We start from the raw sequence: 26,594 nt of genomic DNA, 5'->3' as shown, positions 1-26,594 counted from the left end.
CAGGATGTTACAAGTAGAACATATCGCAAAAACATTTGGTGAGAGGCAGGTCTTGGAGGATGTCAATCTCCAGGTCAACCAAGGGGATGTCGTCGTTATTTTAGGACCATCAGGTTCGGGGAAAACGACCTTTCTCCGTTGTCTCAACCACTTAGAAAAAGCTGACAGTGGCCGTTTGACCTTGGCAGGAAAAACTTATGACTTAGCCAAATTAAGCAAGAAAGACATTCTAGAAATTCGCCAAAAAACAGCCTTTGTTTTTCAACACTACAATCTTTTTGCAAATAAAACTGCTCTGGAAAATATTCTAGAAGGTCTAATCGTCGCTCGTAAAGTTCCCAAGGAAGAAGCGCTCAAACGTGCAGAATCTGCCTTGGAAAAAGTTGGTTTACTGGCCTACAAAGACTACTACCCTTCTCAGCTATCTGGAGGGCAACAACAACGAATAGGAATTGCGCGTGCTATTGCCGTCAAACCCGAGGTCATTTTGCTAGATGAACCAACATCAGCACTAGACCCTGAGTTGGTTGGAGATGTTTTGGATGTTCTGAAACAGTTGGCGGGAGAAGGTGTGACCATGGTGGTCGTCACGCATGAGATGGGATTTGCTAGAGATGTCGCTAACCACGTTATTTTCATGGATGGAGGCCGTATCGTAGAGGAGAACAATCCCCACGATTTCTTTAGTCGTCCACAAGAAGAACGAACCAAGCAGTTCCTGGCTCGTATCTTATCAGACGCTAGCTATAGTGTAGAATATATGATTTGATAGATAAGTGTATCATAAAAACAACACCCCATGACTAGAAGATTCTTCTGACCATGGGGTGTTTTTTCTATAGGAGGGCTAGGTTATATTCTTTGAAAATCTCTTCAAACCAGGTCAGCTTCACCTTATCTACAAGCTCAAAGCTGTGCTTTGAGCAGCCTGTGGCTAGCTTTCTAGTTTACTCTTTGATTTTCATTGAGTATCAGTTCTCTTTCTTGTTTTTTATCAACCATCCAAGTCCGAGAAGGGCAAGGATACTGAATCCAGCAAGGACAAGAAGGGATTTGCTCTCAGTTCCTGTGTTTGGAAGGAGGTTCTGAGAGTGAGCCTCTGCAGCAGTTTCTTGAGTTTCAGGATTGGCTGCTAGGTTTTGAGCTTGACCTTGTTCTGGTTCAACTTCCAAGCTAGAAAGATCAAATTCTGGTTTTTCTTCCACAGCTGGAGCGACGATGGCGCCGCCTTGAGACAAGCGGAGAACGACAGCAGTGAGAGCATTCAATTTCAAGCCTTTTTCAGTCCATTCGAGACCTTGAGGTTTAGCGATTCCTACTGGTCCTGCTTGGTTTTCATCTGCGAGAACTTCGGCATTTCTCAAGTGAGCAAAAGCAGTCCCCAAGTTGAATTCGCGAGCCTTATCATCCGCATTGACAAAGACAGCGTAGACATCACCGTTTGGAGCAGTAATTTGGTAGCCGATGACCACGTCTTCTTTTTCAACGCCATTTTGTCCTGGGACAGTAATGAGGTGGACGCGCTCCTTGATATCTTGCAGACTCTTGAGTCGGAAGGCGTCTGTAGATTGACGAAGAGCGATCAATCCTTTCATGTAGTCACGACTCTTGACATTTTCAGGATATGCTTTGCCATCTGTAGCCTTGGTCCAGTCAAACTTGTTGACAGCATCACTAGAGTCATAAGAGTCATGGATAAAGTAAGGATAGACAAATGGCTTGCCGTCTTTGTCACGTAACAAGTGAGACTTGTTTGGAACCTTATCTTCAGGAACAGGAGTCTTATAGGCTGGATCAAGGAATTGTTTGGTACGTCCATATTCCTGCCCAGAGTGGATAAACGGAGTTCCTTGAGCGGTCAAGACCATGAGGTTTCCAAGTCGCAAACGGCGATGGATTTCAGCATAGTTCTCAGCCTTGCTTGGGTCTTTTTTGATAGACTGGGCAATGATGTCAAAGAGGGTCAAGTTATCATGGGCTGCGATATACTGGATAACATCTCCAGGGTTGTCTGCTTCAAAGTTGGTTGGTTGGGCAATGAGATTTTTAAAGATGGTATTGATATCGCGTTTGCCACCTGTGATAAAGGCGGGTTGACCTTCGTTTGGATAGCCAGACTTGAGGTTGTTACGGATGTCGTCTGAAAAGACAGCGACAGTATCTGTTTTCTTCATCCAATCTTGGTCAGCAGGTTGTACAGGCGTATTTTCATCACCAGTATAGGTTCTCCAGCCTTCACCTAGCATGATAAGATTTGGATTGAGGGCGCGTGCAGCCTTGTAAGCTTCTTCGATTGAAGCCGCATCGTGGTCACCCATCATATCAAAGCGAAAACCATCTACTTTGTAGGTTTCAACCAGATACTTGATGGAGTCTACCAAGACACGTTTAGACATGTAGTGGGTAGTTCCCAAACGGCCGCCTCCGAAGCTAGTACGTGGAGTTCCGTCTGCATCCATAAAGTGATAGTAGTTTGGCTCAATATCTTCAAAAATATCAACATTTGCAGTATGGTTGTAGACCACGTCCAAGATAGCCCCCATGCCACGTTTGTGGATTTCGTTGATGAGGTTTTTGAATTCGGCGATACGTTTTTCTGGATCCTTAGGATCGCTTGAGTACATACCAGTCAAGGAGAAGTAGTTTTGAGGGTCATATCCCCAGTTGTAGTTGCTGTTGCTTGAAGCGTAGGCAGACAAACGTTCATGGTTTTTCAATTCATTGACAAAGTAGTAAGACAAGACTGGAAGGAGCTGGATGTGGGTCACACCCAAGTCTTTGAGATAGTCCAGTTTTTCGATAAAGGCTTCAAAGGTACCAAATGGCTTGGTCAAGTCTTTTGCGATGGCAGGATCCGAAGTGAAGTCACGTACATGAGCTTCGTAGATAACGGCATCTTCACGTGATTTGAAGTTACGAATCTTTCCATAGGTCAAGTCTTGCGGACCTAACTTCGCTGGATCGACAAAGGCAGCTTTAGCGACCTTATGAGCGGTATCTGTTTTTGCTAGGTCACTGTTCCAAGCCGCTAATGATTTGGCATAAGGGTCAAGAACGAGGACAGTTTTACCTTGGCGCTCGATTTGGTAGTGGTAGTAGTAGCCAGTGTAGTTGCTGATACCGAGACCAGAGTTTGCATCCAGAGTTTGTTTCCAGGTTCCTTTTTCTCCTTTTTCAAGGGCGACAGTTCCAACTACTTTTTCAGGGTCTTTCTTGTCATAGACAACAACGGAAACCTTATCAGCACTTGGAGACCAGAGGGTGAGGTCAACACGCTTGCCATCTTCTTTTAGAGTTGCGCCGAGTGGACCATCGTAACTGTAGGATTCATCCTTGAGGCGCCAGCTTGAACGTGTGGTAAAGCGGTCTGAATTGTAGCTGACAGTGTAAGGGTGTTGAGTGTCAGAGAAGTCGCCGATGTAGGTCACTTTTTTACCTGCCTCATCCACTTCCACGTCTGTGATAGTTACTTTATTCCCTTGGTAATCAGTGATGCTGGAGTGTTTGAGGATGTCGTCTTTCTTAGCTCCAACTAGGGTAGAAAAACTGCTTTCGATACGAGATTTAGCCACGTGTTGGGCACCAGTCATGCGGATATCGTGCACATAGTAGGGGTTGGTGTAGATGGTTTCGTCATCATCTTTGAGGAAAATCTGACTGTGATTTTTTAGATCAGTGAATTTATAATCTTCTTTTCTGATTTTCACATCATCGCCTTTCTTGCTTTCGTCTAGTAATAAAAATCCAAATTCTCTCGCAGCTTCATTGAGTGGAATGTCAATGTAACGTCCATATTTTCCAGTTGCGGTAAAGTCAGTACCGTCAGGCCATTCTCCACTGCTTGGGTTTTTGACATCGCCCCAATACCAAAGAGATTTTTTGTCGTAGTTCCCGTCGGTGCGGTAGTAGTTGACACGAATAGTTCCTGCTGGTTGAGGGCGATAATTGTATACCTTGTAGTTTTCATCTAGCCAGGCCTCATTCATTTTTGGAGAGAGGCGCTCTACAGAACGGTCCCCTGTCAGGTTATCCCCCTTGGTATTGTTGATGAGGAAGCTGACTTTCTTGGCTTGCTCATTTTTGAGTTTGACATCTAGATAATAGCCGTAGTCATCTTGCTTGGCATCCTTGAAGGACTTGGCTCCATTGGGCCAGTTTTCAGACGGCTTTTCAACATCGTCCCAAGTCCAAAGACCTTGAGAATCTTTGTTTTCTTCAGGGAGTTTTTTTACATGGATACGGAAGTGGTTGTCTGCGATGGGTTCTTCAGAAGATGTGTCAGCTTGTGGTTTTTGATCTGAAGTTGACGTCGAAGTACTGGCATCTACTTTCTCTTCCTTGCTGTTAGGCTGGCTTGTAGTAGCATCTTCTGTTTTGGGTGTTTCTGGCGCTGTAGTAGTTTCCACAGCTGGAGCTTCTTTTTTAGCGTCCAGGGAAGCGTTTGCATTCTTTTGTTCAGAAATAGGCGTTTCCGTTTGAGTTTGACTCGTTTCAGTCTCAGTAGGAGCCTTAGCCACAGTGCTGGTATTTTCCTGAGTTTGAGGAAGGTTTTCGTTGGCTGAAATAGTTGGCATTGTAGCAGAAAGCAAGACAATGCTAGCACCAATAAGGACAGAACCAGTTCCGTTCTTCAAGGAACGGATACCATAAATCATTTTTTTCTCAGTTTGAGATGGGATCTTTTTCATCACAATTCTCCTTGTGTAGTTGTTCCCTAACAGTATAGCACGAGGTAAACATTAGTGCAAGCGTTTTCCTAACTTTTAAGAGAAAATATAATGCTTCATTCTCTTGAAATTTTAAAATAATATATAGGAAAAGATTGTTTAAAAAATAGTAAAAAAACCTTGAAAAATCTAGCTAAATAAGGTATAATGTGAATAATCATTTGTCGTAGGTTTTGTCTGAAATATTGTCCAGACAAGGCTCACAGCAGTTAAATCTTCTGAAAAAGTCAGATTTAGCTGCTCTTTTTGTGCTTTTTTTCAGGTTTTTGAGTGCTTGTAACAAAGATTTAAAGATTCTGAAAATTCGTCAAAGGGACACGGTGATAGGGGTTTTTAAAACCATATGACGATTAGAAAAGCCTGATTGACAAGGCTTGGAATTTATTTACAAAGGAGAATCATCTTGGCAGGACATGACGTTCAATACGGGAAACATCGTACCCGTCGTAGTTTTTCAAGAATCAAAGAAGTTCTTGACTTACCAAATTTGATTGAAATTCAAACGGATTCATTCAAAGATTTCCTAGATCACGGTCTTAAGGAAGTATTTGAAGATGTATTGCCAATTTCAAACTTCACAGACACAATGGAGTTGGAATTTGTTGGATATGAAATCAAGGAACCAAAATACACGCTAGAAGAAGCTCGTATCCACGATGCTAGCTACTCAGCACCAATTTTTGTAACCTTCCGCTTGATTAATAAAGAAACAGGCGAAATCAAGACCCAAGAAGTCTTCTTTGGTGATTTCCCAATCATGACCGAAATGGGTACTTTCATCATCAATGGTGGTGAACGTATTATCGTTTCTCAGTTGGTCCGCTCACCAGGTGTTTACTTTAACGACAAAGTAGACAAGAACGGTAAAGTGGGATATGGTTCTACTGTTATCCCTAACCGTGGAGCTTGGTTGGAACTTGAAAGCGACTCAAAAGACATCGCTTATACTCGTATCGACCGTACTCGTAAGATTCCATTTACAACCTTGGTTCGTGCGCTTGGTTTCTCAGGTGATGATGAAATCTTTGATATCTTTGGTGATAGTGAATTGGTTCGAAACACCGTTGAAAAAGACATCCACAAGAATCCAATGGACTCTCGTACAGACGAAGCCTTGAAAGAAATCTACGAACGCCTTCGCCCAGGTGAGCCTAAGACGGCTGAAAGCTCACGTAGCTTACTTGTGGCTCGTTTCTTCGACCCACGCCGCTACGATTTGGCAGCAGTTGGTCGTTACAAGATCAATAAAAAACTCAACGTTAAAACACGCTTGCTCAACCAAACCATCGCTGAGCCATTGGTAGATCCTGAAACTGGTGAAATCTTGGTAGAAGCTGGTACCGTTATGACTCGTAGCGTGATTGAAAGTATCGAGAGTCACTTGGATGGAGACTTGAACAAGATCGTTTATATTCCAAACGATGCAGCTGTTTTGACAGAACCAGTTGTGCTTCAAAAATTCAAGGTTGTTGCTCCAACGGATCCAGACCGTGTTGTAACCATCATCGGAAATGCCAATCCAGACGACAAGGTTCGTGTTGTAACTCCTGCGGATATCCTTGCAGAGATGAGCTACTTCCTTAACTTGGCAGAAGGTATCGGACGTGTGGATGATATCGACCACCTTGGAAACCGTCGTATCCGTGCAGTTGGTGAATTGCTTGCCAACCAAGTACGTCTTGGACTTTCTCGTATGGAACGTAATGTCCGTGAACGCATGTCTGTTCAGGACAATGAAGTTTTAACACCACAACAAATTATCAACATCCGTCCTGTAACAGCTGCAGTTAAAGAATTCTTTGGTTCATCACAGTTGTCACAGTTCATGGACCAACACAACCCGCTTTCTGAGTTGTCTCACAAACGTCGTTTGTCAGCCTTAGGACCTGGTGGTTTGACACGTGACCGTGCAGGATATGAAGTACGTGACGTGCACTATACTCACTATGGTCGTATGTGTCCAATCGAGACACCTGAAGGACCTAACATCGGTTTGATCAATAACTTGTCATCTTACGGACACTTGAATAAGTATGGATTTGTTCAAACACCATACCGTAAGGTTGACCGTGAAACAGGTGTAGTCACAAACGAAATCGTTTGGTTGACAGCCGATGAAGAAGATGAATTTACTGTAGCGCAGGCTAACTCTCGCCTCAACGAAGACGGTACTTTTGCTGAGAAAGTTGTCATGGGACGTCACCAAGGGGTCAACCAGGAGTACCCAGCAGAAGTGGTTGACTATATGGACGTGTCACCAAAACAGGTAGTTGCCGTTGCGACAGCATGTATTCCTTTCTTGGAAAACGATGACTCCAACCGTGCCCTTATGGGTGCCAACATGCAACGTCAGGCTGTGCCTTTGATTGATCCAAAAGCACCTTACGTTGGTACTGGTATGGAATACCAAGCAGCTCATGATTCTGGAGCGGCTGTTATTGCTCAGTATGATGGTAAAGTTACATACGCAGATGCTGACAAGGTAGAAGTACGCCGCGAAGATGGTTCATTGGACGTTTACCACATCCAAAAATTCCGTCGTTCAAACTCAGGTACTGCTTATAACCAACGTACACTTGTTAAAGTTGGCGATGTCGTTGAAAAAGGCGACTTTATCGCTGACGGACCTTCTATGGAAAAAGGGGAAATGGCGCTTGGACAAAACCCGATCGTTGCCTACATGACATGGGAAGGTTACAACTTCGAGGATGCCGTTATCATGAGCGAACGCTTGGTCAAAGACGATGTCTACACATCTGTCCACCTCGAAGAATACGAATCAGAAACCCGCGATACAAAGCTTGGGCCTGAAGAAATTACTCGTGAAATTCCAAACGTTGGTGAAGATGCTCTTAAAGACCTTGACGAAATGGGTATTATCCGTATCGGTGCTGAGGTTAAAGAAGGAGATATCCTTGTAGGTAAAGTCACACCTAAGGGTGAGAAAGACCTTTCAGCTGAAGAACGTCTCTTGCACGCTATCTTCGGAGACAAGTCTCGTGAAGTGCGTGATACTTCTCTTCGAGTACCTCACGGTGCCGATGGTGTCGTTCGTGATGTTAAGATCTTTACACGTGCAAATGGTGATGAGTTGCAATCAGGTGTTAACATGCTGGTTCGCGTCTACATCGCTCAAAAACGTAAGATCAAGGTCGGAGATAAGATGGCCGGACGTCACGGAAACAAAGGGGTTGTCTCTCGTATCGTTCCTGTAGAAGACATGCCTTACCTTCCAGACGGAACTCCAGTCGACATCATGTTGAATCCACTTGGGGTACCATCACGTATGAATATCGGTCAGGTTATGGAACTTCACCTTGGTATGGCAGCCCGTACTCTTGGTATCCACATCGCAACACCAGTCTTTGACGGAGCAAGTTCTGAAGACCTTTGGGACACTGTTAAAGAAGCAGGTATGGATAGCGATGCCAAAACAATCCTTTACGATGGACGTACAGGTGAGCCGTTTGACAACCGTGTATCAGTTGGTGTCATGTACATGATCAAACTCCACCACATGGTTGATGATAAATTGCACGCGCGTTCAGTCGGACCATACTCAACCGTCACCCAACAACCACTCGGAGGTAAAGCTCAGTTTGGTGGACAACGTTTCGGTGAGATGGAAGTTTGGGCTCTTGAAGCCTACGGTGCGTCAAATGTTCTCCAAGAAATCTTGACATACAAGTCTGACGATATCAACGGACGTTTGAAAGCTTATGAAGCTATTACAAAAGGAAAACCAATTCCAAAACCAGGTGTTCCAGAATCCTTCCGAGTTCTTGTAAAAGAATTGCAATCTCTTGGTCTTGACATGCGTGTCCTTGACGAAGATGATCAAGAAGTGGAACTTCGCGACTTGGATGAAGGAATGGACGAAGATGTCATCCACGTAGATGACCTTGAAAAAGCCCGCGAAAAAGCAGCCCAAGAGGCTAAAGCAGCCTTTGAAGCTGAAGAAGCTGAGAAAGCAACAAAAGCGGAAGCAACAGAAGAAGCTGCTGAACAAGAATAAGCAGTTCATTTAGAATAGAAAGGGAAGAAATAGTGGTTGATGTAAATCGTTTTAAAAGTATGCAAATCACCCTAGCTTCTCCAAGCAAAGTCCGTTCATGGTCTTATGGAGAAGTCAAAAAACCTGAAACAATCAATTACCGTACCTTGAAACCAGAACGTGAAGGACTCTTTGACGAAGTCATCTTTGGTCCAACAAAGGACTGGGAATGTGCTTGTGGTAAGTACAAACGCATTCGTTACAGAGGGATTGTTTGTGACCGCTGTGGGGTTGAAGTAACGCGTACGAAAGTTCGTCGTGAGCGTATGGGGCACATCGAGTTGAAGGCTCCTGTATCTCACATCTGGTATTTCAAGGGGATTCCAAGCCGTATGGGCTTGACCCTTGATATGAGTCCTCGTGCCCTCGAGGAAGTTATCTACTTTGCGGCTTATGTGGTGATTGATCCGAAGGATACACCACTTGAGCACAAGTCTATCATGACAGAGCGCGAATACCGTGAGCGCTTGCGTGAGTATGGTTATGGTTCATTCGTTGCCAAGATGGGTGCCGAAGCCATCCAAGACCTTTTGAAACAAGTAGATCTTGAAAAAGAAATTGCCGAACTCAAAGAAGAGTTGAAAACAGCTACTGGACAAAAACGTGTCAAAGCTATCCGTCGTTTGGATGTTTTGGATGCCTTTTACAAGTCTGGGAACAAACCTGAATGGATGATTCTCAACATCCTTCCAGTTATTCCACCAGACCTTCGTCCAATGTTGCAGTTGGATGGTGGCCGTTTTGCCTCATCTGACTTGAACGACCTTTACCGCCGTGTTATCAACCGTAACAACCGTTTGGCTCGTTTGCTTGAGTTGAACGCACCAGGTATCATCGTTCAAAATGAGAAGCGTATGCTTCAAGAAGCGGTTGACGCTTTGATTGACAACGGTCGTCGTGGTCGTCCAATCACAGGACCAGGTAGCCGTCCACTGAAATCATTGAGCCACATGCTTAAAGGGAAACAAGGGCGCTTCCGTCAAAACTTGCTCGGAAAACGTGTTGACTTCTCAGGACGTTCCGTTATCGCCGTTGGTCCAACTCTTAAGATGTACCAATGTGGTGTGCCACGTGAAATGGCGATTGAGCTCTTTAAACCATTTGTGATGCGTGAAATCGTTGCGCGCGACATCGTGCAGAACGTCAAAGCGGCTAAACGCTTGGTGGAACGCGGAGACGAACGTATCTGGGATATTCTTGAAGAAGTAATCAAAGAACACCCAGTACTTTTGAACCGCGCACCGACCCTTCACCGTTTGGGGATCCAAGCCTTCGAGCCAGTCTTGATTGATGGTAAGGCTCTTCGCTTGCACCCACTTGTCTGTGAAGCCTATAATGCCGACTTTGACGGGGACCAAATGGCCATCCACGTACCGCTTTCAGAAGAAGCTCAAGCAGAAGCTCGTATCTTGATGTTGGCTGCTGAGCATATCTTGAACCCGAAAGATGGTAAACCAGTTGTTACTCCATCTCAGGACATGGTTTTGGGTAACTACTACTTGACCATGGAAGAAGCTGGTCGTGAAGGGGAAGGAATGGTCTTCAAAGACCGTGACGAAGCGGTTATGGCTTACCGTAATGGTTATGTTCACCTCCACTCACGTGTTGGTATTGCAACAGACAGCCTTAACAAACCATGGACAGAAGAGCAAAAACACAAGGTCTTGCTGACAACAGTTGGTAAAATCCTCTTCAACGACATCATGCCAGAGGGTCTGCCTTACTTGCAAGAACCAACAAATGCCAACTTAACAGAAGGTGTTCCAGCTAAATACTTCTTGCCACTAGGTGGAGATATCAAGGAAGCAATCAGTAATCTTGAACTCAACCCTCCATTCAAGAAGAAAAATCTTGGAAATATCATCGCTGAAATCTTCAAACGTTTCCGTACGACAGAAACTTCTGCCCTACTTGACCGCATGAAGAACCTCGGATACCACCACTCAACTCTTGCAGGTTTGACAGTGGGTATTGCCGATATCCCAGTCGTTGAAGACAAGGCTGAAATCATCGAAGAATCACACAAACGTGTAGAACAAATCACCAAACAATTCCGTCGTGGTATGATCACAGACGACGAGCGCTACAACGCTGTTACAGCTGAATGGCGTGCAGCCCGTGAAAAATTGGAGAAACGTTTGGTTGCCAACCAAGATCCTAAGAACCCAATCGTTATGATGATGGACTCTGGAGCTCGTGGTAACATTTCAAACTTCTCACAGCTTGCCGGTATGCGTGGTCTGATGGCCGCTCCGAACGGACGTATCATGGAATTGCCAATCCTTTCAAACTTCCGCGAAGGTTTGTCAGTACTCGAAATGTTCTTCTCAACTCACGGTGCCCGTAAAGGTATGACCGATACGGCCCTTAAGACAGCCGACTCAGGTTACTTGACTCGTCGTTTGGTTGACGTTGCCCAAGATGTGATCATCCGTGAGGACGATTGTGGAACAGACCGTGGTCTCTTGATCCGCTCTATCGCAGAAGGAAAAGAGATGATCGAGTCTCTCGAAGAACGTCTCAATGGTCGTTATACTAAGAAAACTGTTAAACATCCAGAAACTGGTGCAGTGATCATCGGTCCAAATGAGTTGATTACGGAAGACAAGGCGCGTGAAATTGTCAATGCTGGTGTGGAAGAAGTGACTATCCGCTCTGTATTTACATGTAACACTCGTCATGGCGTCTGCCGTCACTGTTACGGTATCAACTTGGCGACTGGTGATGCGGTTGAAGTTGGTGAAGCAGTTGGTACAATCGCTGCCCAATCTATCGGGGAACCTGGTACACAGCTTACAATGCGTACCTTCCACACGGGTGGGGTTGCCTCAAATACCGATATCACTCAGGGTCTTCCTCGTGTCCAAGAAATCTTTGAAGCCCGCAATCCTAAAGGGGAAGCGGTCATCACAGAGGTCAAAGGACAAGTTACAGCTATCGAAGAAGACGCGTCAACTCGTACCAAGAAAGTCTTTGTTAAGGGTGAAACTGGCGAAGGTGAGTACGTGGTTCCATTTACAGCACGTATGCGTGTCGAAGTTGGAGACCAAGTCTCTCGCGGTGCAGCATTGACAGAAGGTTCTATCCAACCAAAACGTCTCCTTGCTGTTCGTGATGTCTTGTCAGTTGAAACCTACCTCCTCGGTGAAGTACAAAAAGTTTACCGTAGCCAAGGGGTAGAAATCGGTGACAAACACATCGAGGTAATGGTTCGTCAAATGATCCGTAAAGTTCGTGTCATGGATCCAGGTGACACAGATCTTCTTATGGGTACTCTCATGGACATCAACGACTTTACAGATGCCAACAAGGATGTTCTTATCGCAGGTGGAGTTCCAGCGACTGGTCGTCCAGTTCTTATGGGAATCACCAAAGCCTCACTTGAAACAAATAGTTTCTTGTCAGCGGCTTCCTTCCAGGAAACAACTCGTGTCCTTACAGATGCAGCCATCCGTGGTAAGAAAGATCATCTCCTTGGACTCAAGGAAAATGTTATCATCGGTAAGATCATCCCAGCTGGTACTGGTATGGCTCGCTACCGTAACCTTGAACCACAAGCTATCAATGAAGCAGAATATCTGACTCCAGAACAAGAAGAGGCAGAACTTGCTCCTGTAGAGGAAGTTGTGGAAATCCAAGTTGAAGAAACAGTAGAATAAAAGCAAACAAGAGAACCTTTGGGTTCTCTTTGCTTTATTTCAGAAAATTTTCCAACTTTTTCATAAAGTATGGTAGAATAGAAGAACTAAAATGCCAAGGAGGTGTCCATATGGAACAAACATTCTTTATCATTAAGCCAGATGGTGTGAAAAGAGGGCTGGTCGGCGAAATTCTGCAAAGAATGGAACAACGAGGTTTCAAACTCGAAAAATTAGAGCTACGCTCAACAGTTTCAGAAGCTTTGATTGACCAACACTATCAAGACTTGGTTGAAAAAAGTTTTTATCCTCCTATCCGTCAGTTTATGACCTCAGGACCAGTAGTGGTGGGCATTCTATCAGGTCCGAAAGTGATTGAAACTTGGCGGACCATGATGGGTGCTACTCGTCCAGAAGAAGCTCTGCCAGGAACTATCCGAGGAGATTTTGCCAAGGCTGCAGGAGACAATCAAGCCATTCAAAATGTAGTTCATGGCTCCGATTCTGAAGCTTCTGCAAAACGTGAAATTGCTCTCTGGTTTAAGGATTAGACTGGTAAAAGAACAGCTCTGTGCACAACAGAGCTGTTTTTTGGTCAGTTGAGCACAAAAAATGGACACTTGAGGCGGAAACAATCATTTCAAACTCCTCACAAGGTATAATCCCATATAGGGAGGGAAAAGAAATGGTAAAATCAATTCGCCTATTGTTGTTGATTGCAGTCATCCAGATTAGTTTTAGTAGTTGTCTATTATGGAAAGAATCCTTTTTATCTTTAAAACAGACCAATGCTTATTTTTTGATTTTGATAGTAGGAATTTCTGTTCTTTGTGCTGGGATAAATTATTTCCATACAGCAGACCAGTCTAGACATAGTATTTTACATGTTCAAAAGAAAGTGAGTCTGGTTTATTGCCTCCTTTTAGTAGTCAATCTTCTGGCAACCTGTCTGGTTCTCTCAGAAAGCATCCAGACCACTAGCAAATTGCAGCAGGAATTGGTTGACCTCTTTTTACCCTCCTTCTTTTTCTTGCTAGGAGTAGATCTATTGATTTTCTTACCTTTTGATAAAATTTTCCGCGATATAGAAAATCACCTAAATAAAAAGAAAACAGTCGTCATTTCCGTTCTAGCCACGTTGGTTTTCTTGAGGAATCCTTTAGTGATTTCCTCGATTCTCCTTTATATCAGTATTGGTTTTCTATGCGCACGTTTCCTTTTTCCCAAATGTATCCAAAGGGAAATCTCCTTTTATGGACACCTGATTCGGGATATCCTGTTTGTTTTTTCAATAGTTGTATTCTTTTAAGTGGAGGAGAATTTTTCAAAATTGTTATAGTAAGTCCATAAAGAAAATTCACACAAAAGAAAACTTTTTGGTATAATAGTAGCATGCACACAAAAAATGAAGAAGAGCTTCTAGCTCTCGGAGAAAGATTAGGTCATTTGCTTCAAAAAGACGATGTTCTGATCTTGACTGGAGAGTTGGGTGCGGGTAAAACAACCTTTACAAAGGGCCTTGCTAAGGGCTTGGATATCCGTCAAATGATTAAAAGTCCAACCTATACCATTGTCAGAGAGTACGAAGGGCGTTTGCCACTTTACCACTTGGATGTCTACCGTATCGAAGGTGATGCTGATTCTATTGACTTGGATGAGTTTCTCTTCGGTGGTGGTGTGACTGTTATTGAGTGGGGGCATCTTTTGGGTGAAGATTTACCAGATTCTTACTTGGAGTTGGAAATTTTGAAAGAAGCTGAGGGTCGTTGTCTTCATTTTACAGCTCATGGCTCTCGGGCTGAACAACTCATCAAGGAGCTTCAAGATGGAGTATGAGTTGTGTATTCGTGAGGCAGAGATTTCAGATGCTACAGCCTTAATTGCATTTTTAGATTGTGTCGGTCAAGAGACGGATTTTACCAGCTTGGATGAAAATGGTATCATGATGACAGCTTCTGAAATGGCTCTTTTTATCGAAAAACAAGCTGCATCAGAGAATCAAATTACTCTCCTCGCCTTACTGAATGATGAGATTGCAGGAGTCTTAAATATCACAGCAGACCAACATTTAAGAGTTCGACATATCGGTGATGTTTTTCTAGCAGTTCGAAAGAAATTCTGGAACCAAGGCTTGGCGACTATACTTCTAGAAGAAGGCATCGAGTGGGCTAAATCCAGTGGTGTCTTGTGCCGTTTGCAACTCAGTGTACAAAAACGAAACGAGGCTGCGATCCACCTCTATTCAAAAATGGGATTTATCACAGAAGGATTACAAGAAAGAGGAGCCTATTTAGCAGAAGGGATATTTTTAGATGTTTGTCTTATGGGCAAGCTGATAAATGAATAACGAGATGATTAAAAAATTAATTGGAATGGTGCTAGGTTTCCTAGCAGTAACAGTTTTAGGTGTAGCGGTTTATGGCTATACCATCTACCAACAGGGAACAGAAACCCTAAGTAAAAAGACTTACAAAAAAATCGGGGAAGAAACCAACGTTATCGAAGCGACGGAGCCTCTGACTATCCTCTTGATGGGGGTAGATACGGGAAATGTGGAACGTACAGACCCGTGGGCGGGAAATAGTGATTCCATGATTCTCTTGACGGTTAATCCCAAAACAAAGAAAACCACAATGATGAGTTTGGAACGGGATATTTTGACCAAGATTGAGACTGGAAACGGTCAAGTTCAGGAAGCCAAACTCAATGCGGCCTATGCTAATGGTGGTGCGGAACTTGCAATTTCTACTATTCAAAAGATGATGAATATCCACATTGACCGCTATGTGATGGTTAACATGCAGGGGCTTCAACAATTGGTGGATGCAGTTGGTGGAATTACCGTCAACAATACACTCGGTTTCCCAATTTCGATTGCTGACCAAGAGGAGTTTAATAAGATTTCCATCGGTGTTGGAGAACAAACTTTGAATGGTGAGGAAGCCTTGGTGTATTCACGGATGCGTTACCAAGACCCTGAAGGAGACTATGGTCGTCAAAAACGTCAACGTGAAGTTATTCAAAAAATCGTTGAGAAGGTTTTGAGCCTAAACAGTGTGAGCCATTATCAAGGTATCCTCAAAGCTTTGAGTGATAACATGCAGACCAATGTGGACTTGTCAGCTAAGAGCATTCCACAATTGCTCGGCTATCAAGATTCTTTCAAGAATATCGAAACGCATCAATTGCGTGGGGAAGATGCTGAGCTACAGGGAATTTCTTATCAGATTGTCACTTCAGAACATATGCTCGAGATGCAAAATCTCTTGCGTAGTTCGCTAGGTAAAGAGCCAGTGACAGAATTGGAAACCAATGCGGTACTGTACGAAACAGCCTTTGGTCGGACAGCTCCTTCAACCAGTACGAACGCTTCAAACGAAGAAGCAGAATAAGAAAAGAATCAAATCGTGGGAAATTTCCTGCGATTTTTTCAAAAAAATTCGAATAGATAAGTAGGAGGAAACATGAAAGCAGAAATTATTGCTGTCGGAACAGAAATTTTAACAGGGCAGATTGTCAATACCAATGCTCAGTTTTTATCAGAGAAACTAGCCGAAATCGGGGTAGATGTCTATTTCCAAACTGCTGTTGGAGATAATGAAGCTCGTCTTTTGTCCTTGCTGGAGATTGCGAGCCAACGTAGTAATCTTGTGATTTTGACAGGGGGCTTGGGACCAACTGAGGATGATTTGACCAAACAAACCCTGGCAAAATTTTTAGGAAAAGATCTAGTGTTTGACCCTCAAGCGCAAGAGAAACTGGATATTTTCTTTGCTCATAGACCTGACTATGCTCGGACACCGAATAATGAGCGCCAAGCCCAAATTGTAGAAGGGGCGACTCCACTGCCAAATGAGACAGGTTTAGCAGTAGGAGGGGTGTCGGAAGTGGATGGCGTGACCTACGTGGTCCTCCCGGGACCACCTAGTGAATTGAAACCTATGGTCTTAAATCAACTCTTACCTAAGTTAATGACTGGTACCAAGTTATACTCACGTGTGCTCCGTTTCTTTGGAATTGGGGAGAGTCAGTTGGTGACCATTTTGGCGGATTTGATTGACCATCAAACCGATCCGACTTTGGCGCCGTATGCCAAAACAGGAGAAGTGACCTTGCGCTTGTCTACAAAAGCAGTTAGTCAAGAAAAGGCTGATCAAGCGCTGGATATCTTAGAAAATCAAATCTTGAGTCGCCAAACTTTCGAGGGAATTTCTTTACGAGACATCTGTTACGGATATGGGGAAGAAACCAGCCTCGCAAGTGTCGTTGTAGAAGAGCTAAAGAAGAGACAGAAAAGCATTACTGCGGCAGAAAGCTTGACGGCAGGTCTCTTTCAAGCGACATTAGCAGACTTTTCGGGCGTTTCAGCAATCTTTAATGGCGGTTTTGTCACTTACAGCCTAGAAGAAAAGTCCAAGATGTTGGATATTTCCGAGCAAGAGCTAAAAGAACACGGGGTTGTTTCTGAGTTTACGGCTCGAAAAATGGCAGAGCAGGCACGGATCAAGACTCAGTCTGATTATGGAGTCAGTCTGACAGGTGTAGCTGGGCCAGATAGCCTAGAGGGTCATCCAGCTGGTACAGTTTTTATTGGACTGGCACATGCCAAAGGGACAGAGGTGATCAAGGCTAATATCGCAGGACGGAGTCGAGCAGATGTCCGACATATTGCGGTCATGCATGCCTTTAACCTAGTTCGCAAGGCTTTATTAAGTGACTAAATTTTGGTATAATGAAAGATAGGTCTAAGGACCAGTAGAATATAGGAGAACAAAATGGCGAAAAAACCAACAAAAAAATTAGATGAAATTGGGAAAAAATTTGGAGCAGACCGTGAAAAAGCATTGAACGATGCTCTTAAATTGATCGAAAAAGACTTTGGTAAAGGCTCAATCATGCGCTTGGGTGAGCGCGCGGAGCAAAAAGTTCAAGTGATGAGCTCAGGCTCATTGGCTCTGGACATTGCTCTTGGTTCAGGTGGTTATCCTAAAGGACGTATCATCGAAATCTATGGACCAGAATCATCTGGTAAGACAACGGTTGCCCTTCACGCTGTTGCGCAAGCACAGAAAGAAGGTGGTATTGCAGCCTTTATCGATGCGGAACATGCTCTTGACCCAGCCTATGCTGCAGCCCTTGGTGTGAACATTGACGAATTGCTCTTGTCACAACCAGACTCAGGAGAGCAAGGTCTTGAAATTGCTGGAAAATTGATTGACTCAGGTGCAGTTGACCTTGTCGTTATCGACTCGGTTGCGGCCCTTGTACCTCGTGCGGAAATTGATGGGGATATTGGAGATAGTCACGTTGGTTTGCAAGCTCGTATGATGAGCCAGGCCATGCGTAAACTTGGTGCTTCTATCAATAAAACCAAAACAATTGCCATCTTTATCAACCAATTGCGTGAAAAAGTTGGAGTCATGTTTGGAAATCCAGAAACAACACCTGGTGGACGTGCTTTGAAATTCTACGCTTCAGTCCGTTTGGATGTTCGTGGAAGCACACAAATCAAGGGAACTGGTGATCAAAAAGATACCAATGTCGGTAAGGAAACCAAGATCAAGGTCGTGAAAAACAAGGTAGCTCCACCATTTAAGGAAGCCTTTGTTGAAATCATGTACGGAGAAGGAATTTCTAAGACTGGTGAGCTCTTGAAGATTGCAAGTGATCTCGATATCATCCAAAAAGCGGGAGCATGGTACTCTTACAAGGGTGAAAAAATCGGACAAGGATCTGAAAATGCTAAGAAATACTTGGCGGATCACCCAGAAATCTTTGATGCCATTGACCACCAAGTCCGTGTTCAATATGGCTTGATTGAAGATGAAGAAGGGACAACTCCTACCTCTGTTGCGGAAGATCTAGCACCTAACCAAGAAGTAACACTTGACCTAGGCGACGGACTCGAAATCGAAATTGAAGATTAAAAATAAAAGCGGAGAAGTCTTTCTCTGCTTTTTATGTTTAAATATTAAGTCTCCATAAGCTTCAAAAGCGTAATAAAAGAGTATTTAATCAAAAAAATTAAATCATTCTATAAAAAGGAGACTACTATAATGGAAAAACGCCTTGTTCGAAACGTACAAGACAAAAAGATTGCTGGTGTTTGTGCTGGTATCGGTGACTACTTTAACATGGACCACACACTTGTTCGTGCACTTTGGATTATCTTCACCCTACTTGGTGGTTCTGGAATCTTAGCTTATGCTATTCTCTACTTCCTTCTTCCGGAAGGCAATGCAGAAGCTTAAGCCATAGAGAGAATAAAAGTTTATTCTGATCAGTTGAAAATAAAAAATGCATGTAATCGTAGATTACATGCATTTTTATATGTAGCTTCTATCGAAAAAGAGAGGTTCTTCACTGGATGGATAAGTCCTGTTTAATGGTCACTAAAACGACGATACTCTATATGAAAGTCAAAATAATGTTCATTCTGTAGCTTTTGGAAGATGTCGCGATAGGCTTCTTCGTCAAAATAGTCGCCACGGTAGAGAATTTCAAAACTCAAACCTTCGTACTCTAGAAAAGCATTGGCTGTTTTGAAACCATTTTGGCGGTAGAAGTCCATGCGTGCCTTTCTCTGCTCCAAGTTATCGCATTCTTCGTCCAATCGCTCGACTTCCAATAACATGGTTCGCTGGTAAAAATCAGTCAGCTTCTCGATAATTTCCTTTCCGTACCCGTGGCTTCTCAGGTGGGGCATGATGGCAAAAAAGCTGATATAGAAGGCCTTTGGGTTGGAGATGGCAAAAGCAAAGCCGACAAATTCTTCTTGGTTATAAAAAGCAAAAAAGTGGGCGTCTTCTCGGTCCTGATAGCGTAAAAACTCTGACAGAGGAACTCGTTCTTCCTCGGGGAATGCTTCCTTGTTTAGCTTCTCAACCTTATCCAGATCGGGAAATACATCGGTAATTAATTGACTGGTCAAACTCATAAATGACCTCCTTTTCTTGATTATAGCAAATTGTCTCTCTGTAAGCAATTGATTGCAAACTTAGTGACAGAGCCTTGTCGCTCCTTTAGAAAGCTGATATAATAGCTTTATGAATAAGAAACGATCCGTGGACTTGATACATGGTCCTATTCTTCCTGCGCTGTTAAGCTTTGCCTTTCCAATCTTGCTGTCTAATATCTTTCAACAGCTTTATAATACAGCTGACGTCTTGATTGTTGGACGATTTCTTGGTCAAGATTCCTTGGCAGCAGTAGGGGCGACAACTGCCATTTTTGACTTGATTATAGGCTTTACGCTTGGTGTTGGAAATGGCATGGGGATTGTCATTGCCCGCTATTATGGGGCTCGTAATTTCACTAAAATTAAAGAAGCAGTAGCAGCAACTTGGATTTTAGGTGCTCTTTTGAGCATTGTGGTCATGCTGATGGGCTTTGTCGGTCTGTATCCACTCCTGCAATATTTAGATACCCCGGCAGAAATCCTTCCTCAATCCTACCAATATATTTCTATGATTGTGACTTGTGTAGGTGTCAGCTTTGCCTATAATCTCTTTGCAGGTTTGTTGCGGTCCATTGGAGACAGTCTAGCAGCTCTTGGATTTCTGATTTTTTCTGCCTTGGTCAATGTGGTTCTGGATTTGTATTTTATTACGCAACTGCATCTGGGAGTTCAATCTGCGGGGCTTGCTACCATCATCTCGCAAGGCTTATCAGCTGTTCTCTGCTTTTATTATATCCGTAAGAGTGTTCCAGAACTGCTTCCTCAACTCAAGCATTTTAAATGGGACAAGGCCTTGTACGCGGATCTTTTAGAGCAAGGTTTGGCTATGGGTTTGATGAGTTCCATTGTGTCTATCGGTAGTGTGATTTTACAATCTTCGGTCAATACTTTTGGAGCTGTGATTATTAGTGCCCAAACAGCAGCTCGACGCATTATGGCTTTTGCTCTCCTTCCGATGACGGCTATTTCTTCTGCTATGACGACCTTTGCCTCTCAAAATCTCGGGGCCAAGCGACCAGACCGCATTGTTCAAGGTCTTCGAATTGGCAGTCGCCTGAGCATGTCCTGGGCAGGTTTTATTTGTATTTTCCTCTTTTTTGCCAGTCCTAGCTTGGTTTCCTTCTTGGCCAGTTCGACGGATGGATACTTGGTAGAAAATGGTAGCCTCTACCTGCAAATCAGTTCAGTCTTTTATCCGATTTTGAGCCTTTTGCTGATTTATCGCAATTGCTTGCAGGGATTGGGGCAGAAAGTCCTTCCTCTAGTTTCCAGCTTTATAGAACTAATCGGGAAGATCGTTTTTGTGGTCTTGATTATCCCTTGGGCAGGGTATAGGGGAGTTATTCTCTGCGAACCCCTTATCTGGGTTGCCATGACTACCCAACTGTACTTTTCACTTTTCCGCCATCCCCTGATAAAAGAAGGCAAGGCAATCTTGGCAACAAAAGGACAATCCTAGCTGGATTTGCTGAATAAAATCCATTTCCTCTAGTGAAAATCGAAAAAACTTGTGTTATAATAAGAAAGATTAAAATGTGAAAAAAGGAGATTCCTAATGGGACGTAAATGGGCCAATATCGTAGCCAAGAAAACGGCTAAAGATGGAGCTAACTCTAAAGTATATGCAAAATTTGGTGTAGAAATCTATGTAGCAGCTAAAAAAGGGGATCCAGACCCAGAATCAAACACTGCTTTGAAATTCGTTATCGACCGTGCGAAACAAGCCCAAGTGCCGAAACACGTTATCGATAAAGCGATTGATAAAGCCAAAGGAAACACAGACGAAACCTTTACAGAAGGACGTTACGAAGGTTTTGGACCAAATGGTTCTATGCTGATTGTGGATACCTTGACTTCAAACGTCAACCGTACAGCTGCGAACGTTCGTGCTGCTTTTGGTAAAAATGGCGGGAACATGGGTGCTTCAGGTTCTGTTTCTTACCTCTTTGACAACAAGGGTGTTATCGTATTTGCTGGTGATGATGCGGATGCTATCTTTGAATTGTTGCTTGAAGCAGATATTGATGTGGATGATGTAGAAGCGGAAGAAGGAACAATCACTGTTTACACAGCTCCAACAGACCTTCATAAGGCTATCGTTGCCCTTCGTGAGTCTGGCGTCGAAGAATTCCAAGTGACTGAATTGGAAATGATTCCTCAGTCAGAAGTAGAATTGTCAGGCGAAGATCTTGAAATTTTTGAAAAACTTTACAGCGTTCTTGAAGATGATGAGGACGTCCAAAAGATTTATACGAACGTCGATGGATTCTAATAAAAAAGCGAACAGCTAGCAAGTCTGTTCGCTTTTTATATTTGAGATTAGATTCTGGAACCAGAATCTCTTTGCTGCTGGCTTTCTCCTAGGCCTACAGCTATTTTATGAACTAGTAAGAGTTGACCATTGTCCTGTTTTGCAAAAGTTAAGGTAACAGTCTTGATATTGTCACCAATAGAGATATAGGTGACTTTTCTAGTATCGTATCCCCCAATAGTGGAATCAAACTCGGAGTCTGGCAGTCCGTGTTTTTTGATAATATCCTTGTAATTGGTACCACCTTTTCCTTTGTTATCAAGGTCACCTTCGATTAAAGCGTCGAACTGTTCTTGGGTCCAAGTGAAGGTATCGTCTTCTTCCTCCTCTTCAGGGAGTGAATCAATGGTATCATCTGTCAAGTCGCGTTCCATTGAGGAACTAGCCTCTCTATAAGAACGGTTAAACTCTCTGACAAACTCTTTGTAGACATTAGCATACAACATCTGGGTCGTAAGGAAGAGTATAATAGAAGCAATTGACAAGGATGTTCCGATAATGGCCATTGTTTTCCGTTTTTTGAGATTGGCAATAAGTCCGATAATACCTAAGATCAACGCGACAATAGCGATGAAAAACGATAGATAGTTAATAAACGGGATCCAAGATCCTAAAAGTGCGATGGCTCCAAAAATGGTTGCTAAAATCCCTAAAACTTTTTGTTCTTCTGGTTTCATTTGAACGTTTTCTCCCTTCATCAAGTGAATGGATTCCTATCCACGGTAGCTAGTGCTTATTATAGAGAAAATATTCTCCAATGTCAATTCAGACTAAAATAGTTCTCTAGGAAACTTTTTTCTTGACATCTCTTCTGAAAGTGATAAAATAGTTCTCATGGAAACGTAATTAGTTCTCCAGAGAACTATATTTAATCGTGAGAAAGGAGCAATCATGGACAAGCCGATGTTGATGTTTAAACGTTTTGGATACCAGGCTCATCTGATGATACAGAAAGAAGCCAAGCGATGTGGCCTTGAATTTATGGGTGGACCGCAGGGGCAGGTTCTGCGTTTTTTAGATTGCCAAGAACAGTCTGAAAATCTGGTCTTAATTAAGGATATCGAGCAGGAACTCAATATTACTAAATCTGTTGCGAGTAATCTAGTCAAGCGCATGGTACAAAATGGTTTGGTTGAACTAGAGGCCAGCCCGAGTGATAAGCGGGCAAAGTTTGTTCGCTTGACGGATAAATCGCGTTCGCAGATGCAAGAAGTTAAGGCCTTTTTTGATCGGATCAATCAGAGTCTGCTAGAGGGTGTTTCAAAGTCAGACTTGGCAATCTTTGAAAAGGTCCTCGGTCAGTTGCAAGAAAATGTTGAGAAGATAGGAGGAGAGAATGAAGAAACTCGCTAAACGTATTACAGGAAAAGAGTGGGGGATGATTGTCCTTGCGATTCTTTTCACTTGTTTCTCGGTCTATCTCGAGTTAGAGGTGCCGACTTATATTTCGCAAATTACAGAATTACTGGGAACGTCTGGAACGCAGTTGGGTGAACTCTGGTCACCAGCTGCGAAGATGATTGGTTTGTCTTTATTGGCTTTCTTTTCATCTGTTATGGTTGGTTTCTTTGCCGCTCGCGTTGCAGCATCCTATACAACCCATCTACGTAGAGACGTATTTCATCGTGTTTTAGATTTTTCGCAGACAGAGATCAAGCGCTTTTCAATCCCAAGTCTCTTGACTCGGACGACCAATGATATTACCCAGGTACAGATGCTCTTTACCATGGGCTTGCAAGTGGTTACTCGTGGGCCAATTATGGCTATTTGGGCCATTGGGAAAATTCTTGGAAAATCGGAATACTGGCTCTGGGCAGTAGTAATCGCTGTTATCGTCAATGTTTTGATGACAACTGTTCTCCTGACTCTGGCCTTTCCAAAACAATCGGTCATCCAAAAATTGACAGATAAACTCAATAGCATCACTCGTGAAAGTTTGACTGGGATTCGAGTTGTTCGCGCATACAATGCCGAGGATTACCAAGATAAGAAATTTGAAGCAGCTAACGATGAGGTAACACGTCTCAATCTCTTTGTCAATCGATTGATGGCCATTATGAATCCCATTATGATGGCGATTTCTAGTGGCTTGAGTCTAGCCATTTACTGGATTGGTGCCTATATCATCAACGATGCAAGTTTGACAGACCGTCTACCACTCTTTAGTGATATGGTGGTCTTCATGTCTTATGCTATGCAGGTCGTGATGGGCTTCTTGCTCATGAGTGCTCTCTTTTTCGTCCTTCCTCGTACCTTGGTTTCGGCAGGACGTATCAATCAAGTATTGGATCTGCATTCTTCTATTGAAAATCCTAGTCATGCACAGACAGCGGATCCTTCAGTTCAAGGACAAGTGGAATTCCGTGATGTGACTTTCCGCTACTCTAAAAACTCAGAAGCAGTCGTGGAACATGTCACTTTCAAAGCAGAAGCGGGTCAAACCGTGGCCTTCATCGGATCGACTGGATCAGGTAAGTCTACGCTTGTCAACCTCTTGCCACGTTTTTACGACGTTTCAGATGGACAAATCCTAGTGGACGGAGTTAATGTGCAAGATTACGATTTGGAAGATTTGCGCAATAAGGTCGGCTATATCCCTCAAAAAGCAGTCCTCTTCTCAGGAGATGTCAAGGGGAACTTGGACTTTGGTAAGAGCAAAGAAACTCCTCTAAGCGAGGCTGCTATGTGGCAAGCTCTTGAATTGGCCCAGTCTAAAAACTTTATCGAGAATAAGGAAGCAGGTCTTGCATCAGAAGTAGCCCAAGGTGGAACCAACTTCTCAGGAGGACAAAGACAGCGTCTGGCCATTGCGCGTGCCTTGGCTCGTAAACCAGAGATTCTCATCTTTGATGACTCTTTCTCAGCCTTGGACTACAAGACAGATCGTATCCTACGCCAAGAACTAGCAGAGAAAACAAAATCCATGACCAAGCTCATCGTAGCGCAGCGGATTTCTACCATTATGGATGCTGACCTGATCGTAGTATTGGATCAAGGAAAAGTCGTGGGACAAGGCACCCACAAGGAACTTCTTGCAACCAACGGAGTCTATCAAGAAATTGCCTACTCACAACTATCGAAGGAGGAATTGGAACATGGAAAATAAAAAAGTTTCAGTCTGGAAACAGTGCAAACCTTATATGGCAGGCCTCCAACTCCCTCTCCTAATAGCAGTTGTGGCTGCAGTCATTTCAAGTATCATTACCGTTTATGGTCCAACTAAGATTAAGGAAATTACAAATTTGATTTCAGATGGTTTGGCTGCAGAAATCGACTTGGTAGCTGTGTCAAACATTGCTGGATTTTTGGTTGTTCTGTATGTATTTGGAACTATCCTTAATTATACACAGGCCTATATCTTTTCAACGAGCATTCAGCATTTTTCAAAACGCTTGCGGACAGCAATCGCTGAAAAAATCAATCGTTTGCCACTTGGCTATTTTGACCGTCATTCACAAGGAGATACCCTTTCGCGCGTGACCAATGATGTGGATACAGCAGCGCAATCTCTCAACCAAAGTCTAGGGACAGTTCTTTCAGCTAGTTTCTTGTTGATTGCTGTCTTGGTGACCATGTTTGGGATGAACTGGATTTTGGCATTGGTAACCGTTGTATCAACCCTTGTTGGTTTTGCGGCGGTTTCCGTAATCATGGCCAAGTCACAGGGTTATTTTAAAGCTCAACAAAATAATCTAGCGGCCGTCAATGGTTACGTAGAAGAAATGTACTCAGGTCATAATGTTGTGACCAGCTACAACGCAGTGGACACCTCCAAAGCGAGATTTGCAGGTTTAAACCAAGACTTGCATGATAGTATCTGGAAATCTCAGTTTATCTCTGGTATCATGATGCCAGCCATGTTCTTTGTTGGGAACTTTAGTTATGTCTTAGTCATCATCGTTGGTGCCGCGCTGGCGTTAGAAGGGCATATCACTATAGGGATTATCGTAGCCTTTATGGTTTACGTACGGACCTTCTCCCAACCTCTGTCACAGATTGCCCAAGGGATTACGAGCTTACAACAAGCGAGTGCAGCCATGACTCGTGTATTAGAATTTCTAGCTGAAGCTGAGATGCAGGATGAATCTCATAAGGAAAGACAATTGGCCCATATGAAAGGGGAAGTAGTCTTTGATCATGTGTCCTTTGGCTATACACCAGAGCGCACCATTATCCATGACTTTTCTGCGACAGCTCATGCAGGTCAGAAGGTCGCAATCGTTGGACCGACTGGGGCTGGGAAGACAACTATTGTCAATCTTTTGATGAAGTTCTATGAGATAGATAAGGGAAGTATCCGCATCGATGGCGTGGATACTAAGGACATGAAACGCTCAGAAGTACATGATGCCTTTTCAATGGTCTTGCAGGACACTTGGCTCTTTGAAGGAACGATTCGAGAGAACCTGATCTATAATCAGACAGACATCAGTGATGAACGAATGATGGAAGCCAGCAAGGCTGTGGGAATCCACCACTTTATCATGACCTTGCCAGATGGCTACGATACTATTTTGGATGACACTGTGACCTTGTCTGTTGGACAGAAACAGCTCTTGACCATCGCTCGTGCCTTGCTCAAGGACTCGCCACTCTTGATTTTGGATGAGGCGACATCCTCAGTCGATACACGGACAGAGGAATTGATCCAAAAAGCCATGGACCGTTTGATGGAAGGGAGAACTTCCTTTGTTATTGCCCACCGCTTGTCAACCATTCGAAATGCAGACTTGATCTTGGTCATGAAAGATGGCAATATCATCGAACAAGGCAATCATAATGAACTGATGGCCCAAGCTGGCTTCTACGCTGATTTGTATAATAGTCAGTTTACAGAAGATGACGCAGAAGAATAAACCAAAAGAAGGCTTGACGGCCTTCTTTTTCTGCACTATACTAGAAGACA

Annotated in this window: 19 protein-coding genes; 16 read left to right on the top strand and 3 right to left on the bottom strand. The window is 43.5% G+C overall.

The features are described from left to right. The first annotated feature begins 4 nt into the window (after positions 1 to 4). Positions 5 to 769, top strand: a complete 765-nt coding sequence (locus HMPREF2853_RS01070) for an amino acid ABC transporter ATP-binding protein (RefSeq protein ID WP_000942251.1) — start codon at positions 5 to 7, stop codon at positions 767 to 769. Positions 770 to 971: 202 nt separating this feature from the next. On the opposite strand, the gene HMPREF2853_RS01065 is transcribed toward HMPREF2853_RS01070, so the two are convergent. Next, the gene (locus HMPREF2853_RS01065) at positions 972 to 4,688 is read right to left on the bottom strand and encodes a pullulanase (protein WP_070534615.1); all 3,717 of its coding nucleotides are present in this window, start codon (positions 4,686 to 4,688) and stop codon (positions 972 to 974) included. Between the two features lie 442 nt (positions 4,689 to 5,130). Here HMPREF2853_RS01065 and rpoB point away from each other — a divergent pair, with 442 nt between their 5' ends. The 10 genes from rpoB (at position 5,131) to HMPREF2853_RS01015 (ending at position 18,670) form a co-directional block, all read left to right on the top strand. Further along, entirely contained in the window at positions 5,131 to 8,742 is a 3,612-nt protein-coding gene (gene rpoB / locus HMPREF2853_RS01060; RefSeq protein ID WP_000907175.1) for a DNA-directed RNA polymerase subunit beta, read from the top strand. A 32-nt stretch (positions 8,743 to 8,774) separates the two neighbouring features. Continuing rightward, positions 8,775 to 12,440, top strand: coding sequence for a DNA-directed RNA polymerase subunit beta' (rpoC, locus tag HMPREF2853_RS01055; RefSeq protein ID WP_070534614.1), 3,666 nt, complete (start codon positions 8,775 to 8,777; stop codon positions 12,438 to 12,440). 110 nt (positions 12,441 to 12,550) lie between these two features. Then, positions 12,551 to 12,970, top strand: coding sequence for a nucleoside-diphosphate kinase (gene ndk, locus HMPREF2853_RS01050; RefSeq protein WP_049501265.1), 420 nt, complete (start codon positions 12,551 to 12,553; stop codon positions 12,968 to 12,970). 134 nt (positions 12,971 to 13,104) lie between these two features. Then, positions 13,105 to 13,728 carry a hypothetical protein gene (locus tag HMPREF2853_RS01045; RefSeq protein ID WP_049501270.1) on the top strand — a complete coding sequence of 208 codons (624 nt, stop codon included), beginning with the start codon at positions 13,105 to 13,107 and terminating at the stop codon, positions 13,726 to 13,728. A gap of 83 nt (positions 13,729 to 13,811) precedes the next feature. Next, positions 13,812 to 14,255 (top strand): tRNA (adenosine(37)-N6)-threonylcarbamoyltransferase complex ATPase subunit type 1 TsaE, encoded by a 444-nt coding sequence (tsaE, locus tag HMPREF2853_RS01040; protein WP_000556959.1) that lies wholly within the window; start codon positions 13,812 to 13,814, stop codon positions 14,253 to 14,255. After that, a complete protein-coding gene (locus HMPREF2853_RS01035) occupies positions 14,245 to 14,766 on the top strand; it encodes a GNAT family N-acetyltransferase (protein WP_000455513.1) in 522 nt (173 codons plus the stop codon). Before tsaE ends, HMPREF2853_RS01035 begins: the two co-directional genes overlap by 11 nt. A 4-nt stretch (positions 14,767 to 14,770) precedes the next feature. Next, positions 14,771 to 15,811 (top strand): glycopolymer--peptidoglycan transferase LytR, encoded by a 1,041-nt coding sequence (gene brpA / locus HMPREF2853_RS01030; RefSeq protein ID WP_000592175.1) that lies wholly within the window; start codon positions 14,771 to 14,773, stop codon positions 15,809 to 15,811. A gap of 72 nt (positions 15,812 to 15,883) precedes the next feature. After that, a complete protein-coding gene (locus HMPREF2853_RS01025) occupies positions 15,884 to 17,140 on the top strand; it encodes a competence/damage-inducible protein A (protein ID WP_000642672.1) in 1,257 nt (418 codons plus the stop codon). 54 nt (positions 17,141 to 17,194) lie between these two features. After that, positions 17,195 to 18,346 carry a recombinase RecA gene (gene recA, locus HMPREF2853_RS01020; RefSeq protein ID WP_001085517.1) on the top strand — a complete coding sequence of 384 codons (1,152 nt, stop codon included), beginning with the start codon at positions 17,195 to 17,197 and terminating at the stop codon, positions 18,344 to 18,346. A 129-nt stretch (positions 18,347 to 18,475) separates the two neighbouring features. Then, the gene (locus tag HMPREF2853_RS01015; protein WP_000415527.1) at positions 18,476 to 18,670 is read left to right on the top strand and encodes a PspC domain-containing protein; all 195 of its coding nucleotides are present in this window, start codon (positions 18,476 to 18,478) and stop codon (positions 18,668 to 18,670) included. Positions 18,671 to 18,801: 131 nt separating this feature from the next. On the opposite strand, the gene HMPREF2853_RS01010 is transcribed toward HMPREF2853_RS01015, so the two are convergent. Further along, positions 18,802 to 19,356 (bottom strand): GNAT family N-acetyltransferase, encoded by a 555-nt coding sequence (locus HMPREF2853_RS01010; protein WP_070534613.1) that lies wholly within the window; start codon positions 19,354 to 19,356, stop codon positions 18,802 to 18,804. 109 nt (positions 19,357 to 19,465) lie between these two features. Between HMPREF2853_RS01010 and HMPREF2853_RS01005 the strand changes: the two genes are divergently transcribed. Further along, entirely contained in the window at positions 19,466 to 20,836 is a 1,371-nt protein-coding gene (locus HMPREF2853_RS01005) for an MATE family efflux transporter (RefSeq protein ID WP_025171555.1), read from the top strand. A 96-nt stretch (positions 20,837 to 20,932) separates the two neighbouring features. Further along, entirely contained in the window at positions 20,933 to 21,649 is a 717-nt protein-coding gene (locus tag HMPREF2853_RS01000; RefSeq protein ID WP_070534612.1) for a YebC/PmpR family DNA-binding transcriptional regulator, read from the top strand. A 47-nt stretch (positions 21,650 to 21,696) separates the two neighbouring features. On the opposite strand, the gene HMPREF2853_RS00995 is transcribed toward HMPREF2853_RS01000, so the two are convergent. Continuing rightward, positions 21,697 to 22,386 (bottom strand): CD20-like domain-containing protein, encoded by a 690-nt coding sequence (locus HMPREF2853_RS00995; RefSeq protein ID WP_000675591.1) that lies wholly within the window; start codon positions 22,384 to 22,386, stop codon positions 21,697 to 21,699. Positions 22,387 to 22,579: 193 nt separating this feature from the next. Here HMPREF2853_RS00995 and HMPREF2853_RS00990 point away from each other — a divergent pair, with 193 nt between their 5' ends. Genes HMPREF2853_RS00990 through HMPREF2853_RS00980 form a run of 3 tightly spaced genes read left to right on the top strand, consistent with a single transcriptional unit; the run spans position 22,580 to position 26,544 of the window. Beyond that, the gene (locus HMPREF2853_RS00990; protein ID WP_000360527.1) at positions 22,580 to 23,041 is read left to right on the top strand and encodes a MarR family winged helix-turn-helix transcriptional regulator; all 462 of its coding nucleotides are present in this window, start codon (positions 22,580 to 22,582) and stop codon (positions 23,039 to 23,041) included. Beyond that, complete coding sequence (locus tag HMPREF2853_RS00985; protein ID WP_000731797.1) at positions 23,025 to 24,794, top strand: ABC transporter ATP-binding protein; 1,770 nt, start codon at positions 23,025 to 23,027, stop codon at positions 24,792 to 24,794. The genes HMPREF2853_RS00990 and HMPREF2853_RS00985 overlap by 17 nt, the downstream gene beginning before the upstream one ends. After that, positions 24,784 to 26,544 carry an ABC transporter ATP-binding protein gene (locus tag HMPREF2853_RS00980; RefSeq protein ID WP_070534611.1) on the top strand — a complete coding sequence of 587 codons (1,761 nt, stop codon included), beginning with the start codon at positions 24,784 to 24,786 and terminating at the stop codon, positions 26,542 to 26,544. The genes HMPREF2853_RS00985 and HMPREF2853_RS00980 overlap by 11 nt, the downstream gene beginning before the upstream one ends. Positions 26,545 to 26,594 lie beyond the last annotated feature (50 nt).

The organism is Streptococcus sp. HMSC077F03, from assembly GCF_001812375.1.
In the GTDB taxonomy this organism is placed as follows: Bacteria; Bacillota; Bacilli; order Lactobacillales; family Streptococcaceae; genus Streptococcus; species Streptococcus oralis_S.
This window is presented reverse-complemented; position numbering and strand designations above follow the sequence as displayed.